The sequence below is a fragment of the Luteimonas terrae genome, from assembly GCF_004358165.1.
GTDB lineage: Bacteria > Pseudomonadota > Gammaproteobacteria > Xanthomonadales > Xanthomonadaceae > Luteimonas > Luteimonas terrae.
The window spans coordinates 20864-38300 of record NZ_SMTG01000003.1 but is presented as its reverse complement, the minus strand read 5'-3'; the positions used below and the strand labels follow the sequence as shown (position 1 = coordinate 38300).

General features: G+C 70.0%; 11 protein-coding genes and 1 pseudogene. 11 read left to right on the top strand and 1 reads right to left on the bottom strand.

Features of this window, described 5'->3' with window-relative positions:
- The first annotated feature begins 85 nt into the window (after nt 1-85).
- From E2F49_RS08620 to E2F49_RS08605, 4 genes are all read left to right on the top strand, one after another.
- On the top strand, nt 86-286 hold the full coding sequence (locus tag E2F49_RS08620; protein WP_133393537.1) for a hypothetical protein: 201 nt from the start codon (nt 86-88) through the stop codon (nt 284-286).
- A 68-nt stretch (nt 287-354) separates the two neighbouring features.
- Complete coding sequence (locus E2F49_RS08615; protein ID WP_133393536.1) at nt 355-966, top strand: DUF6445 family protein; 612 nt, start codon at nt 355-357, stop codon at nt 964-966.
- A 48-nt stretch (nt 967-1014) separates the two neighbouring features.
- Entirely contained in the window at nt 1015-3204 is a 2190-nt protein-coding gene (locus E2F49_RS08610; protein WP_133393535.1) for an AsmA family protein, read from the top strand.
- Between the two features lie 232 nt (nt 3205-3436).
- On the top strand, nt 3437-4510 hold the full coding sequence (locus E2F49_RS08605) for a 3-deoxy-7-phosphoheptulonate synthase (protein WP_133393534.1): 1074 nt from the start codon (nt 3437-3439) through the stop codon (nt 4508-4510).
- A gap of 28 nt (nt 4511-4538) precedes the next feature.
- Here E2F49_RS08605 and E2F49_RS08600 read toward each other — a convergent pair whose 3' ends face one another.
- Nucleotides 4539-5756 (bottom strand): BaiN/RdsA family NAD(P)/FAD-dependent oxidoreductase, encoded by a 1218-nt coding sequence (locus tag E2F49_RS08600; protein WP_133393533.1) that lies wholly within the window; start codon nt 5754-5756, stop codon nt 4539-4541.
- 125 nt (nt 5757-5881) lie between these two features.
- Here E2F49_RS08600 and E2F49_RS08595 point away from each other — a divergent pair, with 125 nt between their 5' ends.
- From E2F49_RS08595 to E2F49_RS08570, 7 genes and pseudogenes are all read left to right on the top strand, one after another.
- Nucleotides 5882-7096 (top strand): NAD(P)/FAD-dependent oxidoreductase, encoded by a 1215-nt coding sequence (locus E2F49_RS08595; protein WP_133393532.1) that lies wholly within the window; start codon nt 5882-5884, stop codon nt 7094-7096.
- A 31-nt stretch (nt 7097-7127) separates the two neighbouring features.
- Nucleotides 7128-7409: pseudogene (locus E2F49_RS16555) on the top strand (GIY-YIG nuclease family protein); the annotation flags it as partial.
- A gap of 57 nt (nt 7410-7466) precedes the next feature.
- Nucleotides 7467-7859, top strand: coding sequence for a GNAT family N-acetyltransferase (locus E2F49_RS08590; protein ID WP_425481363.1), 393 nt, complete (start codon nt 7467-7469; stop codon nt 7857-7859).
- 76 nt (nt 7860-7935) lie between these two features.
- The gene (locus E2F49_RS08585; protein ID WP_133393530.1) at nt 7936-9054 is read left to right on the top strand and encodes a UDP-N-acetylglucosamine--N-acetylmuramyl-(pentapeptide) pyrophosphoryl-undecaprenol N-acetylglucosamine transferase; all 1119 of its coding nucleotides are present in this window, start codon (nt 7936-7938) and stop codon (nt 9052-9054) included.
- Nucleotides 9051-10679 (top strand): phytoene desaturase family protein, encoded by a 1629-nt coding sequence (locus tag E2F49_RS08580; RefSeq protein ID WP_133393529.1) that lies wholly within the window; start codon nt 9051-9053, stop codon nt 10677-10679. Before E2F49_RS08585 ends, E2F49_RS08580 begins: the two co-directional genes overlap by 4 nt.
- 212 nt (nt 10680-10891) lie before the next feature.
- Nucleotides 10892-13666: a bifunctional [glutamate--ammonia ligase]-adenylyl-L-tyrosine phosphorylase/[glutamate--ammonia-ligase] adenylyltransferase gene (gene glnE, locus E2F49_RS08575; protein ID WP_133393528.1), complete on the top strand. Its 2775-nt coding sequence runs from the start codon at nt 10892-10894 to the stop codon at nt 13664-13666.
- A 167-nt stretch (nt 13667-13833) separates the two neighbouring features.
- Nucleotides 13834-17232, top strand: coding sequence for a GH92 family glycosyl hydrolase (locus E2F49_RS08570; RefSeq protein ID WP_133393527.1), 3399 nt, complete (start codon nt 13834-13836; stop codon nt 17230-17232).
- The last annotated feature ends 205 nt before the right edge of the window (nt 17233-17437 follow it).

Sequence of the window (17437 nt, the reverse complement as noted above, 5' to 3'; positions counted from 1 at the left end):
TCAGGTCGGTGCGGGGGGAGGCGCGCCGGCCATCCGAGGGAACCGGATCTTCAGACAGGAGTGGTCGATAACAGGCAGGGGACGCATGCGCGGCGAAAGCGCAGGCAACGGGCGGGCAGAGCGCGGGCGGCTGTCCGACTTCCGCAAGGCGACGGACAAGGCGCGGTCGTGGGACTGTGCATGGCCGGTCGCGGTCTGGGTCGGCATGCGCTACACGCTGACCGGCAACAGCGGCCGCTTCCGCAGCCACGGCGGCTGGCGCGTGTCGCGCATCGTGCGGGATTGAGACTGCGTCCGGGCGCATCACGGTGCGGCGTTCTTGAGGCTGCGCTGTCGCGTCGTTAGGCTTTCGCGATGCGCACATCCCTGATGGTCATCGACGATTTTCTCGGCGAACGCGACGCGTGGGCGCTGCGAGAGGCGGGTCTACGGTTGGAGTATCCCGATCTGCAGGGCAACTTCCCCGGGCGCAACTCGCAGCAGCGCATCCAGATTCCAGGCTTGCCCCAGGCGATCTCGCATCTGGTCGGCGAACCGCTGCGGCCGATCGAGCCGCAGCACTCGCACGCCAAGTTCCGTATTACGCGTGCCAACGACGTGGGCCTGGGCCGGGTGCATATCGACGGCCCGGTCGAATGGTCGGGCATTCTCTACCTGAGCCGGCCGCAGGATTGCAGCGGCGGCACCGAGTTCTACCGCCATCTGCCGACCGGGACCGATCACGCGCCGACCAATGCGGCCGAACTCGCGTCGATGGGACTGGAGAGCTTTGCGCAGGTCCAGAGCGAGCTGATCGCACGCGACAGCAATGACGCGTCGAAGTGGGAAATGACGATGCGCGTCCCGATGCGATTCAACCGCCTCGTACTGCTGCGCCCCTGGATGTGGCACAGCGCCGGCGAGGCCTTCGGCAGTACGATGGACGACGCGCGCTTCGTCTATCTGATGTTCTTCACCCGCGCCTGAGCGCACGCGTGCAGGCGGCCGTCACCGGCCTTCGGTGAAGCTGTCGCCATGCCGACGACTTCCCCTGTTCCGTGGTGGCGTGCGCACCGCAAGGAACTGCGGCGTGCGGGTCTCGTGCTGGCCGCGCTGTACGTCCTGTACCTGATCGCGGCGAACGTGTTTCTCAACAGCGCGTTCGGCGCGGGCGTGATCAACGGCAAGCCCGAGCGCTATCACGCGCGCTGGGACTGGGCGATGAGCCTGTATCCCGGGCACATCCACGCGCGCGGGATCGTCATGGGCGGGCACGCCCGCACCAATCGCTGGACGATCGCCAGCCCGCGGGCGAACGGGCGCATCAAGCTGCTGCCGCTGCTGTGGCGCGAGGTCGCGTTCGGCACGATCCGCGCGCATGACGTGTCTGTGCACGTGGCGCGCACCACGCAGGATCTGCCCTCGACCGTACGGCCGGGCAAGACGCCATGGACGCTGCGCTTCGATGCGATCACCACCCCCAGCCTGCTGCGTCTGGATTTCTACGACACCCGCGTGACCGGCCACGGCGAGGCGCGCTTCGTCTTCGAGAAGACGCTGCAGGGCGGCGCGATGGAAGTCGGCCGGTCGACGCTGCACATGCCCGACGCGACCCTGCAGGTCGCCGACGTGCCGCTGCTGCGCGACGGGCTGCTGGAGTTCGAGATCGCGATTCCCGCGCACATCCGCGAGCAGGCGCAGGGCGAGGAGAAACTCGTGCTGCTCGATGCGCACATGCGCGTCGATGGCCCGGCGCCCGGCATCGATCTCGTCGCCCGCGACGACGACCCGCTGCCGATCGGCGCGGCCGGTTTCGTCGGGCGCCTGCGGGCCGACCTGACGCTCGAACGCGGCGTGCTGATGCCCGGCAGCCGGCTCGACTGGTCGGCGCCGGTGTTCTCGAGCACGCGCGAAGGCGCGCCCCTGCGGCATCCGCTCGGCGTCGCACTGCGCACCACGCGCGATGCGATTCACGTCGCGGCGCGCGTGCCGCCGCCGGGATCGGGCACGCCGCACCTGCGTGCCGACCTGCGCGTCGCCGATCGACGGCTTGGTCCCGACGACTGGCTGCGGCCGCTGCGCGCGCTGGGCGGCACCGTCGAAACGCGCTGGCCGGACGTGCCGTTGCGCTGGATCGACGTGATCCTCGACGACGTCGACTGGCTGGCCTTCAACGGGCGCGCCGACCTCGACGCGGACGTGCGCCTGGCCGATGGCGCGCTGCAGCCCGGCAGCCGCATCGACATCGACGATGCCGCGCTGGCGGCGCGCGTGCTCGACAACCGGTTCAGCGGTCAGGCCCACGCCCGCATGCGCATGCAGGGCGATGCGGCCTCGCCGCGCACGACGATCGCGATCGTCATGGACCGCTTCACGCTCGCGCCGGAGTCCGCGCCCAAGCGGATCGACCTGCGCGGCCGCGACCTGCGGCTCGATCTCGCCTCCACCGGTGCACTGGCCGAATTCCACGAACGCCTCGATGCGCACCTGCGCTTTGCCGATGCCGAAGTGCCGGACCTGCGCACGTACAACCGCTATCTGCCGGGCGACAGTGCGCGCCTGCTCGGGGGCAGCGGTCATGCAAGCGGCGACATCCGGCTCGACAACGCCGGCGAGATGGTCAGTGGCCACATGCGCGTGCGCGGACAGGGCGTGCGCGTCGCGCTGGGCCCGTCGCGGCTGTCGGGCGATGTCGATCTCGACAGCCGGCTGACGCGGATGCAGAAGGTCGGTCGGCGCTACGTCATCGATGCGCTCGCGTTGCAGCTCGACGGCGTGCGCCTGGACGGGGCCGAGAGCGGCGATGCACCGTGGTGGGCGCAGATGGCGCTTGAGGACGGCACGCTGACGTGGGGCCAGCCGTTCGAGGTCACGGGACGCGGTCGCCTGGACATGCGCGATGTCAGCGTGTTGCTGGGCCTGTTCGCCGAACGCAGCGTGTTTCCGCGCTGGATCGGCGACCTGATCGACTCGGGCGAGGCGCACGCGACCGGGCAGTTGCGCCTCCGCGAACGCGAGCTGGTGTTCGATCGCGTGCAGGCCAGCAATGACCGGATCGATCTGCAGGCGCGCCTGCGCATCAGCGACGGCACGCCCGACGGCGATCTGTACGCGCGCTGGGGCGTGCTCGGCATGGGCGTCGAACTGCAGGGCGGCGATCGCAAGCTGCACATCGCCGGCGCCCGCAACTGGTACGAATCGCGCCCGCCGCTGTTGCCCGAGTGAGTGCCCGCGGCGATGGTCGCGCCTGCAACCGTCGCGCGCCACGACATGCCGTGCTATCAAGGGCGCCATGACCGCCCGCCACGCCACGTTCTTCTACTGGTATGCGTTTCCGACGCCACCGGCGGCGGACGGTCCGCGCGCGCCCTGATCCCAGGCCGCACGCACACCCGACAAGCCGCCAGCGACCCTGGCGGCTTGTTTCGTTTTCGCCTCCCCGTTTTCGAGATCGACCATGCCCCCGCACACCGACGACCTGCGCATCCGTGACCTCACGCCGCTGACCCCGCCCGCCACACTGCTCGCCGAACTGCCCTGCAGCGATGCGATGTCGGCCACCGTCGCCGACGCGCGCAGTGCCTGCCACGCGATTCTCCACGGCGAGGACGACCGGATGATCGTCGTGGTCGGTCCATGCTCGATCCACGACCCGGTCGCGGCGATGGACTACGCGCAAAGGCTGCGTGCGTTGCGCGACACGCACGGCGACGCGCTGGAGCTGGTGATGCGCGTCTACTTCGAGAAGCCGCGCACGACGATCGGCTGGAAGGGCCTGATCAACGACCCCGATCTCGACGGCAGCTTCCGCATCGACAAGGGCCTGCGCCTGGCGCGCGGGCTGCTGCGTGAGATCAACGCGCTGGGCCTGCCGGCAGGCGTGGAGTTCCTCGACATCATCAGCCCGCAGTACCTCGCCGATCTGGTCGCCTGGGGCGCGATCGGTGCGCGCACGACCGAGAGCCAGGTGCATCGCGAGATGGCCTCGGGCCTGTCGTGCCCGGTCGGTTTCAAGAACGGCACGGGCGGCGACGTGCGCATCGCGGTCGACGCGGTCGGCGCGGCCTCGCATCCGCATCATTTCCTGGCGGTCGGCAAGGACGGACGTTGCGCGATCGCGACCACGGCCGGCAATCCCGATTGCCACGTGATCCTGCGCGGCGGCGCGGCGCCGAACTACGACCCCACGCACGTCGACGCCGCCGCGGGCGTGCTGCAGGCGCAGGGTCTGCGCGCGGCGCTGATGATCGACGCCAGCCACGCCAACAGCGGCAAGAATCCGGACAACCAGCCGACGGTGATCGAGGACATCGCACGGCAGATCGAAGGCGGCGAAGACCGCATCGTCGGCGCGATGATCGAGAGCCATCTGGTCGCGGGCAAGCAGGCGCTCGCGCCGGGCGTGCCGCTGGTCTACGGGCAGAGCATCACCGACGGCTGCATCGACTGGGCGACGACGGTGCGTACGCTCGATCGTCTTGCCGACGCGGTGCGCACGCGGCGCGCGAAGATGGCGTCGCGGGCGGCCTGAGCGCAAGCGCGCTCCCAAGGAGTAAGTTTCAGGCGACGCTGCCGGCCGCCATCCCCGACGCCCACGCCCACTGGAAGTTGTAGCCGCCGAGCCAGCCGGTGACGTCGAGCACCTCGCCGACGAAGTACAGCCCGGGCACGCGCTTCGATTCGAGCGTGCGCGAGGACACCTCGGCGGTGTCCACGCCGCCCAGCGTGACCTCGGCGGTGCGATAGCCTTCGGTGCCGCTGGCGACCAGGGGCCAGGCCTGCAGCAGGGCGGCGGTGTCCTGCAGCTGCGGCGGGGTGTACTGCTTCATCGGCCGGTTCGGCAGCCAGACCTCGCACAGACGCTGCGCGAAGCGGCGCGGCATCAGTTCGGCCAGCACGTTCTTCAGCTCGGTGCCGGGACGCTCGGCCTGCTGCGCCTGCAGCCAGGCCAGCGCGTCGCGGCCGGGCAGCAGGTCCAGCCGCAGATCGTCGCCGGGCTGCCAGTAGGACGAGATCTGCAGGATCGCCGGCCCACTGATGCCGCGGTGGGTGACCAGCATGCGGTTGCGGAAGAACGCGCCGTTGCAGCCAGCCTCGACGTCGAGTGCCACGCCCGACAGTTCCGCCAGCCGTTCCTGGTGCTTGCCGCTGAGCGTCAGCGGCACGAGACCGGCGCGGGTCGGCACCAGCGAATGACCGGATGCGGTGGCGATCTCGTAGCCGAAGCCGGTCGCGCCCATCGTCGGAATCGACAGCCCGCCGGTGGCGACTACCAGCGACGCGCAGTGCACGCGGCCTGCCGAGGTCGCCAGCAGGAAACCGCCGTCGACCTTGCGCGGCAGTTCGACCCTGCAGTGCGTGCGCACCTTGACGCCGACGGCGTCGGCTTCGTCGAGCAGCAGCTGCACGATCTGTTTCGACGATCCATCGCAGAACAGCTGGCCCAGCTCCTTCTCGTGCCAGGCGATGCCGTGGCGGTCGACCAGATCGATGAAATCCTGCGGCAGATAGCGCGCAAGCGCGGACTTGGCGAAGTGCGGGTTGTTCGACAGGTACTGCGCCGGCGACGTGCCGGTATTGGTGAAATTGCAGTGGCCGCCGCCCGACATCAGGATCTTCTTGCCGACCTTGTTCGCGTGGTCGAGCACCAGCACGCGGCGGCCGCGCTGGCCGGCGGCGATCGCCGCCATCAGGCCGGCCGCGCCGGCGCCCAGCACGATGACGTCCCACTCGGTGGACGGCGGGGCGGTGGAGGCGGGGGCTGGAACGACGGACATCGTGGCACGGGTGGGGCAGGGGCGCGCAGTCTAGCGGGCGCCGGCCGCGGCTGTCGTCGGACGCCGTCAGCGACGTGTTCACGCGCGCGCGTCCAGACTGCAGCACCTCCCATCGATGCGCATGCATGGACCTCAAGAGCGGTTATCCCTTCTGGGCCGTGCGCAACGGTCTGATGCACGCATTCCCGCGGCTCGAAGCGGACGTGGCCTGCGACGTGCTGGTCGTCGGCGGCGGCATCACCGGCGCGTTGATCGCCGACGAACTCGCTACGCACGGACATTCGGTCGTCGTCGTCGAGCAGCGCGACATCGCCTGGGGCAGCACGGCCGCGAGCACTGCGCTGCTGCAGTACGAGATCGACACCCATCTGGTGGATCTGACCAAGCGTTACGGCGAGGACGATGCCGCGCTCGCGTATCGCGCCTGCGGAGAATCGATCGACCTGCTGGGCGAGGTGGCGCGCGGCCTGCGCGATGTGGATTTCGAACGCGCCGACAGCCTGTACTACGCCAGCCGCAAGCGCGACGTCGCCAGCCTGCGCGAGGAATACGAGGCGCGTCGACGCCACGGCTTCGACATCGAGTATCTGGAATCGGAACCGCTGAAGGCCGAATACCTGATCGACGCGCCTGCTGCGCTGCGCAGCAAGCAGGCCGCGCAGGTCGATCCCTACCGCTTCGCGTCACAGCTGCTCGCGCGACTGGTGAAACGCGGCGCGCAGGTGTTCGACCGCACCGCGATCCTGCGGCTCGATGCGCGTCCGCGGGATGTCGTCGCGACGACCGGCAACGGCGCGCGCATCCGCGCCCGCCACGTCGTGATCGCCGCGGGCTATGCCAGCCAGCACTGGCTGCCCAGGCAGGTCGCGCGTAACCGCAGCAGCTATGCCTTCGTCACCGATCCGATCTCCGAAGCCGAGCTGGGTCCGCTCACCCACATCCTCGTCTGGGAAACCGCGCGGCCCTATCTCTACATGCGTACCACCGGCGACCGGCGCCTGCTGATCGGCGGCGAGGACGACGATGTCGACGTGCCCGCGCGACGCGACGCGCGGGTGGAGAAGAAGGCACGCGTGCTGATGAAACAGATCGCGAAGATCCGCCCGGATCTCGACCTGACGCCCACGTTCTCCTGGGCCGGCACCTTCGCCGAAACCGACGACGGCCTGCCGTTCTTCGGCCCGCATGCCGCGACCGGCACGCGCGTGCATTTCGCGATGGCCTACGGCGGCAACGGCATCACCTATTCGATGCTGGGCGCGGGTCTGCTGCGGGCGCTGATCGAGCGGCGCAAACATCCGCTGGCGGCGCTGTTCTCCTTCGATCGACTCGACCGCTGACAGCGCCGCGCACGTATGGATAATCGGTGCGATGACCGCACCGTCGCTCTGGCACCTCTACCTGCTCGAATGCCGCAACGGCAGCTGGTACGCCGGCATCACCAATGATCTCGACGCGCGGTTCAAGGCACACGCGGCAGGCCGCGGCGCGAAGTACACGCGGGGCAATCCGCCGCTGCGCATCCTCGCCAGTCGCGACTATCCCGATCGGGCCAGCGCCTCGCGCGCCGAGTACCAGCTCAAGCGCCAGCCGCGCGCACGCAAGCTTGCGTGGATGCAGGGGGCGGCGCAGCCGCCGGCGCTAGAGATCCGCGCAGGCGGTCTCGATGATCCCGCGGTCATCGCGCTGCTGCAGGCGCATCTGGACGACATGGCCCTGCATTCACCGGCCGGAAGCATCCACGCGCTCGACCTGTCCGGGCTGCAGGCGCCGGGCATGCTGTTCTTCAGCGCGTGGCGCGACGGCGCGCTGGCCGGCTGCGGCGCACTGCGCGACGGGGGCGACGGGCACGGCGAACTGAAGTCCATGCGCACCCACCCCGCGCACCTGCGGCAGGGCGTCGCCGCGGCATTGCTCGCGCACCTGATGGCGACCGCGCGTGCGCGTGGTCTGCGGCGCCTGAGCCTGGAGACCGGGACCGCCGCGGCGTTCGCACCGGCGCACGCGCTCTATGCCCGGCACGGCTTCGTGCCCTGCGGCCCGTTCGGCGACTACGTCGACGATCCCTTCAGCACCTTCATGACGCGCGCGCTCGACGACTGAACCGCAGGGCCCGGCGCGGGTGAAGGCGACCGGCGCTGTGGCTATAGTCGTGCGCTGTCGTTCTCGCAGGTCGTCCATGTCGCACGTGTCTCCCGCATCGCGCCCCACCATCGCCTGCGCCGCCGGTGGCACCGGCGGCCATCTGTTTCCGGCCGAAGCGCTGGCGCGCGAACTGCAACGGCGCGGGCACGGGGTGGTGATCTACACCGAGCGCCGCGGCGCGGCCTACACGCAGGCGCTGTCCGGGCTCGATCACGTGGTGCTGCCGGCGCGCAGTCTCGAAGGTGGACTGTCCGGCAAGCTCGCCGCGGGCCTGACCATCCTGCGCGCCACCGCGCAGGCGCGGGCCGACATGCGCCGACGCGACGTGCGTCTGCTGGTCGGCTTCGGCGGCTATCCGAGTTTCGCGCCGGCGTTGGCGGCCAAAAGCCGCGGGTTGCCGCTGCTGCTGCACGAGCAGGGTGCGCGCCTGAGCATGGCCAACCGCAAACTGCTGCGCTTCGCCGACGGCGTGGCGACATCGTTCCCAGGCACCGCGGGGCTCCATGGCTTCGACGCCGCGCGTATCGTCGACACCGGCAATCCGGTGCGCCAGGCGATCCTCGACGCGCGCGGCGACTATCCGGCGCTCGCTTCGAACGCGCCGCTGCGCGTGCTGATCGTCGGCGGCAGCCAGAGCGCGCGCGTGTTCGGCGAATTCGTACCGCCGGCGTTGCTGCAACTGCCCGAGTCGATCCGCCACCGCCTGCAGGTGTCGCTGCAGATGAAGGGCGAGGGCGTGGCCAGTGTCGAGACCGCGCTGCAGGCCGGCGGCATCGACGCGACCGTGCGGCCGTTCTTCGACGACATGGGCGCGCGCCTGCGCGATGCGCATCTGGTCATCACCCGCGCCGGCGCGACGACCGCCGCCGATCTGCTGACCGTGGGCCGGCCGGCGATCCTCGTGCCGATTCCGCAGGGCGGTTCGCGCGACGAGCAGCGTCGCAATGCCGAGACGCTGGCCGCAGCGGGCGTGGGCTGGTGCCTGCCAGAACCCGAGCTCACGCCGGCGCATCTGTCGGCGCTGCTTGCCGATGCCTTCAGTTCTCCGACCGTGCTTCCCGACGCCGCACGCGCGGCGGCGGCGCTCGGTCGGCCGCAGGCGGCATCGACGCTGGCGGACCTCGTGCAGTCCACGCTGGCGCGGCACGCATGAGCCCACGCCGCGACGACTGCGATGTGCTGATCGTTGGCGGCGGCCACAACGGGCTCGTCTGCGCGGCGTATCTCGCCGGCGCCGGCCTGCGCGTGCGCGTGCTCGAGCGCCGCGGCATCGTCGGCGGCGCCGCGGTCACCGAGGAATTCCATCCCGGCTTCCGCAATTCGCTGGCCAGCTACACCGTCAGCCTGCTCAATTCGCAGGTGATCGCCGATCTGCGTCTGGCCGCGCACGGCCTGCGCGTGGTCGAGCGGCCGTACTCGAACTTCCTGCCGTTGCCCGACGGCCGTGCGTTCCGGCTCGGTGGTCCCGATGGCCTGGCCGAACTTGCGCGCTGGTCGCCACGCGATGCCGCGCGGCTGCCCGACTACTACGCGATGCTCGATCGCATTGTCGTCGTGCTGCGCGCGCTGATGCACCAGACACCACCGAACGTCAGCGACCGGTTCGTCCTCGCCGACTGGCTCGGTTCGCTGACGGTGGCCAGACAGCTCAAGTCCCTGGACATGCGCGGCCGCCGCGATCTGCTGGACCTGTTCTCCAAATCCGCCGGCGAATTGCTCGACGACTGGTTCGAATGCGAACCGCTGAAAGCCGCGCTGGGCTGGGATTCGATCGTCGGCAATTTCGCCAGTCCCTACACGCCGGGCTCGGCCTACGTGCTGCTGCATCACGTGTTCGGCGAGGTCAACGGCAAGAGCGGCGTCTGGGGCCACGCGATCGGCGGCATGGGCGCGATCAGCGAGGCGATCGCGACCGAGTGCCGCGCGCGCGGCGTCGTGATCGACACCGGTGCGGAGGTCGCGCAGGTGCTGGTCGAGGACGGTCGCGCGGTCGGCGTCGCGTTGACCGATGGCCGTGAACTGCGCGCGGGCGTCGTCGCTTCCAACCTCAATCCGAAGCTGCTGTACACGCGTCTGATTGCGCCGGCGCATCTCGACGAGGACACGTCGAGCCGCATCCGCCGGTATCGCTGCGGCTCGGGCACCTTCCGCATGAACGTCGCGCTGTCGGAGCTGCCGGATTTCCGCGCAGCCCCGGGCACCACGCTGCAGCCGCACCATCAGAGCGGCATCCTGATCGGCGATTCGCTGGGCTATTTCGAGCGCGCGTACTTCGACGCGAAATCGCGCGAACACAATCCCGGCTGGGCGCGCGCACCGGTCGTGGAGCTGGTGATCTCCTCCACGCTCGATGACAGCCTCGCGCCGCCCGGCCAGCATGTCGCCAGCCTGTTCTGCCAGCACGTCAACCCGGTCATCGACGCGGCCGACGGCGGCTGGGACGCGCATCGCGAGACCGTCGCGCAGTTGATGATCGACACCTTGGACGCGCAGGCGCCGAACTTCGCGCGCAGCGTGCTGGGCTACGACGCGCTGACGCCGCTCGATCTCGAGCGTCGGCTCGGTCTCGTCGGCGGCGACATCTTCCACGGCGCCCTGGGCGTCGACCAGCTGTTCAGCGCGCGGCCGTTGCTGGGGCAGGGCCGGTATCGCGGCGCGCTCGACGGTCTGTATCTGTGCGGCTCGGGCACGCATCCCGGCGGCGGTGTTACCGGCCTGCCGGGCCGCAATGCCGCGCGCGAGATTCTGCGCGATCTCCGGCGCGACCCAAGACCCTGAATGCGCTAGGTTTTTGAACCGGCCGGTATCGTTTTGCACCGCAGCGTGCAAAGCGGTAACGACTCTTTCACTATCGCTCTGCACCCGACGTGGGGGAGGGAGCAAAGCCCGCAACCGGTTTACCGGCTGCGGGCTTTTTTATGTCCCGCGTTTTTGGTCCCGCGTTCCGGGCGTCCGCGTCGGACGCGCTGCATCCGGGCGACAATCGACCGATGCCTGACGACACCTTGCCGCCCGACCTCGACGCCCATCTCGACCGCCTGCTGAAGCGCCTGCCCGACGACGTGCAGAACGCCGACGCGCACGCACGCATCCGCCCGGTGGCACTGGCCAGCGATTTCGCGCTCGACGTGCTGCAGCGGCAGCCCGCGGTGCTCGCGCAGCTGCTGGCCGACGACGCGGCCGACGGAATCGCGCCGCCGGTGCTGACCGCGGACAATCGCGGCGAATGGCCGGCCCTGCTGCGTCGCTATCGCACCGCATGCTCGGCGCGGCTGGTCTGGCGCGATGTGCTCGGCGTCGACGATGTCGATGCGACGCTCGCCGGCGCGACTGCGCTGGCCGAGTCGTGTCTGACGCTCGCGCTCGATGCGCTGGAGGCCGAGTTCGCGCAGCGCTATGGCCGTGTCCGCGACGTGGACGGCAACGCGGTGCGGCTGGTCGTGTTCGGGCTGGGCAAGCTCGGTGGCGGCGAACTCAATTTCAGCTCCGACATCGACCTGATCTACGGGTTCGCAGCGGCGGGCGAGAGCGACGGCGCACGCGCGCTCGCGGCGGAGGACTACTTCACCCGGCTGGGCCAGCAGCTGGCGAAGCTACTCGACGAAACCACCGCCGACGGCTTCAGCCACCGCGTCGACCTGCGGCTGCGGCCCTTCGGCAGCGCCGGGCGCATCGCGCTGAGCTTCGCGGCGATGGAGCAGTACTTCCAGCACGAAGGCCGCGACTGGGAGCGCTACGCCTGGCAGAAGGCGCGCCCGGTGGCCGGTGACATCGCGGCCGGCGAGCGTTTTCTGGTGCAGCTGCGGCCCTTCGTCTATCGCCGCTATCTCGACTACGGCGCGCTCGACGGCCTGCGGCAGATGAAGGCGATGATCGCGGCCGAAGTCGCGCGCAAGGAACTGTCGGACGACATCAAGCGCGGCGATGGCGGCATCCGCGAGGTCGAATTCCTCACCCAGGCCCTGCAACTGATCCGCGGCGGTCGCGAGCCGGCGCTGCGCGACCGGCGCCTGCTGCCGGCCCTCGACGCCCTGCATGCGCATGGCCAGCTCGACGCCGACACGCGGACGCTGCTGCAGCACGCTTACCGCTTCCTGCGCCGGCTCGAGAATCGCCTGCAGATGCTGCGCGACGCGCAGACGCATGTACTGCCGGCCGATCCGCTCGATCGCCTGCGCATCGCGCGTGGGCTTGGGCACGACAGCTGGGATGCACTCGTGGCGGCGCTGCGGGTGCAGCGCGCGGCGGTGGCGGCGGAGTTCGATGCGCTGTTCGCGGTCCGCAGCCAGCAGCGCAGCGACGCGGTCGACGACGACCTCGCCGGCTACTGGCGCGCGTTGCCGGACGGCGGCGAGGGTGCGGTACTCGCCGTGGCCGGGTTTGCCGAAAGCACCGAGGTCGATGCCGCGCTGCGCGATTTCGCGCGCTCGCCCAGCGTGCGCGATCTGTCCGACGCCGCGCGCGCGCGGCTCGACCGCCTGATGCCGGTGCTGCTGCAGGCCTCCGCACCCGCGGACCGGCCGACGCAGGCGATCCGGCGTCTGCTGGCACTGCTGCACAACATCCTGCGGCGCGCGAGTTACCTGGCGCTGCTCGACGAGCGTCCCGCAGCGCTCGCGCGGCTGGTCGACGTGGTCACGCGCAGCGCGTTCCTCGCCGAGCGACTGGCCGCGCATCCGTTGCTGCTCGACGAATTGCTGGACATGCGCATCGAAGGCCCGCTGCCGCAGCGCGGCGACATGGCAAATGCCTGCGCACGCGCGTTGCAGCAGCCCGATCTCGAGGCGGCGCTGCTCGATCTCAACGAGACCCGGCAGCAGCTGAGCTTCCGCATCGCGCTGGCGACGCTGGATGGCCGCCAATCCGGGCAGGACGCGACGCGCCAGCTCGCGTGGCTGGCCGATGCCGTCGTCGACACCGTGCTCGCGCTGGCGATGCGCGATCTCGAATCGCAACACGGCGCGTTGCCGGATGCGCGGTTCGCGGTGATCGGTTACGGCAGTCTCGGCGGCGAAGAGCTCGGCTTCGGGTCCGATCTCGATCTGGTGTTCCTCTACGACGCGCCCGCCGACGCGCAGTCCACCGGTGCACGGCCGCTCGACGCGCAGCGCTGGGCGGCGCGCCTGGGCCAGAAGATCGTCGCGCTGCTGGGCACGGTGACCGGCGGTGGCCGGCTCTACGACGTCGATGTGCGCCTGCGCCCCGATGGCGGCAAGGGCCTGCTGGTGTCCTCGCTGGCGAGTTACGCCGAGTACCAGCGCGAACGTGCGTGGACCTGGGAACACCAGGCGCTGGTGCGCGCGCGCTTCGTCGCCGGCGACGACGGCATGGCCGCCGCATTCGAGGACGTGCGCCGCGACACGTTGTCGGTGCCGCGCGATCCCGACAGGCTGCACGAGGACGTGTTGTCGATGCGCCGACGCATGCGCGCCGAGCTCGACCGCAGTGGCGGCGACCGCTTCGACCTCAAGCAGGGCGAGGGCGGGCTGGTCGATCTGGAATTCCTGCTGCAGTACCTGGTGCTGCGCGAAGCGGCGACGCGCCCGTCGCTGCTCGCCCCACGCGCGACGCCGCTGCTGCTCGAAGCCGTCGCCGCCGAAGGGCTCTTGGCGCTGGAGGCCAGCGTCGAGTTGCGCGCCGCCCATGCCGCACTGCTGGAGGCCGGCCTCGTGTGCACGCTGGACCGGCGCGCGCGTATCGTCAGCGACGCGGACGTGCTGGCGACCGCGCGCGACGCGGTGCGTCGCAGCGCACGCTGGGTGTGAGATCGCGTTGACGCGCGCGCCGTGATGGGCGCGCAACGGAGACGATCACACCATGGGCCTGCATGATCTCCGGACCCGGAAGGTGGATTCCATGCGCACATCCAGCCGCCGGTAGGATGCCGGACAGGCCACGCGCGGCCGTCGATCGATCTCCGAGGATGTTTGCAATGCGAGAGCCCGTAGTGTCCCGACGTTCCGCGACGCAGCCGCGATGTGGTGACGGGTGCCTCCTCGCGTTGTTGTTGGCGAGCGGTTCCCTGCACGCCGCGACGCAGGTGCCGGGCTTCGCGACGTCATTCGAGCCCGGTCAACCGGCACCCGCGGCCTCCGCTGGCGAGGCCGTGCGTGTCGACATCGGTGCCGGTCCCGCGCAGCCCTATGCGGCCAAGGCGAACGTCGGCTACAGCGGCCTGCGTGCCTTGCGTTACGAAGCGGAAAGCGCAGGCGGGCGCAGGCGGTTGTTCGAGGTGGATGTGCTGGTCGGTCCCGGCACGCAGCTGTCGTGGCTGGTGTTGCCGGAGATCGTCGACGCGGACACGGTCGCGTCCACCGGCGTATCGCTGGACGTGGTGCTCGACGATGGACGTCGCCTGTCCGCGCTGCCGTTGCGCGACCGGCACGGCAGCGCGCTCGGCGCAGCGGCGCAGGCGGCCTCGAAGACGCTGTATCCGCAGCAGTGGGCGCGCAAGTCGGTCGCCTTCGATGACGTGCCCGCGCTGCAGGGGCGGCGCATCGTCGCCGTCGAACTCGAGGTCGTGCCGGTGAACGGCGCGCGGGCCGTGGGCTGGATCGACGACATCGTCATCGAGTCGGTGCCTGCGCAGGCCGCGCGTCGCCCCATCGACTACGTGTCGACGACGCGCGGCACCCAGTCCAACGGCACCTTCTCGCGCGGCAACAACATCCCCGCGACGGCGATGCCGCACGGCTTCAACTTCTGGGTGCCGGTCACCGATGCCGGCACGCTGTCCTGGCTGTACCGCTGGAGCGAGCACAACGGCGCGGACAATCGCCCGCGCCTGCAGGCGCTGTCGATCAGCCACCAGCCCAGCCCGTGGATGGGCGACCGCCAGACCTTCCAGATCATGCCGTCGATGGCGCGCGGCGTGCCCGAGGCGGATCACGAGCGTCGCGCGCTGTCGTTCTCGCGCGAGGACGAAACCGCCAGGCCGCATCTCTACGGCGTGACCTTCGACAACGGCATCCGCGCCGAGTTGACGCCGACCGAACGCGCGGCGCTGTTCCGCTTCCGCTTTCCCGAAGGCGGAGACGCGAACCTGCTGTTCGACAACGTCGATGCGCGCGGCGGGCTGACGCTGGATGCGGCCTCGCAGACGCTCAGCGGCTACACCGACACACGCAGCCGCCTGTCGAACGGCGCGACCCGCATGTTCGTCTATGCGCGCTTCGACCAGCCGTGGACCGGCAGCGGCATGATCGAGACCGGGCGTCCCACCGGTTACGTCAAGTTCGCATCCGGTGGCGAAGTGCGCATGCGCATCGCGACCTCGCTGGTGTCGGTGGAGCAGGCCAGGCGCAATCTGGCGCTGGAGATCGGCGATGCCGGTTTCGATGCGGTGCGCGACCGCGCGGATGCCGCGTGGAGCGCGCTGCTCGATCGCGTGCAGGTGCAGGGCGCCAGCGAAGACGCGCTGACCACGGTGTATTCCAGTCTCTACCGCCTGTTCCTGTATCCCAACGTCGCCCACGAAAATCTTGACACCGTGGCGCGACCCGACTGGCGGCATGCCGACCAGAACAGCTGGTCGGGCGACAACAGCGGGGGCGATGCGATGCGCACTTCGGCGGCGGTCCGCCCCGGCAAGGTCTACGTCAACAACGGATTCTGGGACACCTTCCGCACCACGTGGCCGGCCTACACGCTGTTCGCACCCGAACGCGCCGGCGAGATGATCGACGGTTTCCTGCAGCAGTACCGCGACGGTGGATGGGTCGCGCGCTGGTCTTCGCCCGGCTATGCCGATCTGATGGTCGGCACCAGTTCCGATGTCGCCTTCGCCGACGCGTGGCGCAAGGGCGTGCGCGGTTTCGACGGCGAGGAGGCCTACGAGGCCGCGCTGCGCAACGCGACCGTGGTGCCGCCGGTGTCGAATGTCGGGCGCAAGGGTCTGGCCACCTCGATGTACCGGGGCTTCGCCGACACCGGTGTGCACGAGGGCCTGTCGTGGACGCTGGAAGGCGCGCTCAACGATTTCGGTATCGCCAGCATGGGCGAAGCGCTGGCCGACGCGAGTCGGGACGCCGCACGCGCGCAGCGCTATCGCGACGAGGCCGCGTATTTCCGGGCGCGCGCCGCGTCCTACGCGAATCTGTTCGATGCGCAGACGCGGCACTTCCGGGGCCGCAAGGCCGACGGCACCTGGCGCGAACCAGCGGCCGGTTTCGACCCGCGGATCTGGGGCGGCGACTACACCGAAGCGAACGCGTGGACGTTCGCGTTCACCGCGGCCCACGACGGCGCCGGCCTCGCCACGCTGTATGGCGGCCGCGACGCACTTGCCGCGCGACTGGACGAATTTTTCGCGACGCCCGAAACCGCCGAAGCGCGTTTCGCCGGCAGCTACAAGCGCGTGATCCACGAGATGACCGAGGCGCGCGACGTGCGCTTGGGCATGTACGCGCACAGCAACCAGCCCGCGCATCACATTCCGTGGATGTACGTGTTCGCCGGCGAACCGTGGAAGACCCAGGCCATTACGCGCGAGGTGATGCAGCGGCTGTACCTCGGCAGCGACATCGGCCAGGGCTATCCGGGCGACGAGGACAACGGCGAGATGTCGGCCTGGTATCTGTTCGCGATGCTCGGGCTGTACCCGCTGCGCATGGGCAGCGACGAGTACGTGATCGGCTCGCCGGCCTTCGAGCGCGCCGAGGTGCGACTCGACAACGGCCGCACGCTGACGGTGATCGCCCACGGCAATGGGCCGGAGAACGTTTACGTGCAGTCGCTGACCATCGACGGCCAGCCTTGGAACAACGCCTGGCTGCGCCACGCCGACATCGCCGACGGCGCGACGCTGGAATTCACGATGGGCCCGTCGCCCGCGCAGTGGGCCAGCGGTGAGGCGGCCCTGCCGCCATCGCTGACCGCGGCGGGGCGCATACCCGTGCAACTGCGTGACCAGACCGGCCGGGCCACGGCGCGCACCTGCGACGGCGGCGCATTGGGACCGGCGATGCTCGACGACGATGCCACCACCGCCGAATCGCTTGCGGCGGACGCCTGCCTGCAGTTCGCGTTCGACGCGCCACTCGATGCGGGCTTCTACACGCTGACTGTCGGCGACGCGCCACAGGCCGCGCTGGGCTGGACGCTGGAGGGGCGGACCGGCGCCGACGGTGACTGGGTCGAGCTGGACCGGCGCACGGACGAGTCCTTCCAGTGGGCCCGCCAGCTGCGGCCGTTCCGGATCGCCCGGCCGGCGGCCTACCGCGAGTACCGCCTGCGCCTGCAGTCCGGGGCGCCGCTGTCGCTGGCCGAGTTCGAACTGTTGCGCGAAGGCGAGGCGACGCCGCGTCGCGCCCCGGCACGCCCGGGTTCCTGAAGGAATCCCGACGCGTCAGACCCAAGACATCGGGTCTTCAGGGACCGGTGACGTGAGCGGCCGCATCATGCGTCGGGTGGATTTTCAGATACCAGAATCGAATTTCTGAATAGACACATCCGCGGTTTCGAGTCGGTCGATTCATTACGTCTGTTCCATGAATGGAATTCTCGGGAACTCCCGCGCGTCTTAGCAGTCCTATAGA

What these genes read in the sequence shown, in the direction of transcription:
- E2F49_RS08590 (WP_425481363.1), top strand. Translation starts at nt 7,467, where the DNA reads ATGGCCCTGCATTCACCGGCCGGAAGCATCCACGCGCTCGACCTGTCC.
- E2F49_RS08600 (WP_133393533.1), bottom strand. Translation starts at nt 5,756, where the DNA reads ATGTCCGTCGTTCCAGCCCCCGCCTCCACCGCCCCGCCGTCCACCGAG.
- E2F49_RS08585 (WP_133393530.1), top strand. Translation starts at nt 7,936, where the DNA reads ATGTCGCACGTGTCTCCCGCATCGCGCCCCACCATCGCCTGCGCCGCC.
- E2F49_RS08610 (WP_133393535.1), top strand. Translation starts at nt 1,015, where the DNA reads ATGCCGACGACTTCCCCTGTTCCGTGGTGGCGTGCGCACCGCAAGGAA.
- E2F49_RS08605 (WP_133393534.1), top strand. Translation starts at nt 3,437, where the DNA reads ATGCCCCCGCACACCGACGACCTGCGCATCCGTGACCTCACGCCGCTG.
- E2F49_RS08595 (WP_133393532.1), top strand. Translation starts at nt 5,882, where the DNA reads ATGGACCTCAAGAGCGGTTATCCCTTCTGGGCCGTGCGCAACGGTCTG.
- E2F49_RS08615 (WP_133393536.1), top strand. Translation starts at nt 355, where the DNA reads ATGCGCACATCCCTGATGGTCATCGACGATTTTCTCGGCGAACGCGAC.
- E2F49_RS08570 (WP_133393527.1), top strand. Translation starts at nt 13,834, where the DNA reads ATGCGAGAGCCCGTAGTGTCCCGACGTTCCGCGACGCAGCCGCGATGT.
- glnE (WP_133393528.1), top strand. Translation starts at nt 10,892, where the DNA reads ATGCCTGACGACACCTTGCCGCCCGACCTCGACGCCCATCTCGACCGC.
- E2F49_RS08620 (WP_133393537.1), top strand. Translation starts at nt 86, where the DNA reads ATGCGCGGCGAAAGCGCAGGCAACGGGCGGGCAGAGCGCGGGCGGCTG.
- E2F49_RS08580 (WP_133393529.1), top strand. Translation starts at nt 9,051, where the DNA reads ATGAGCCCACGCCGCGACGACTGCGATGTGCTGATCGTTGGCGGCGGC.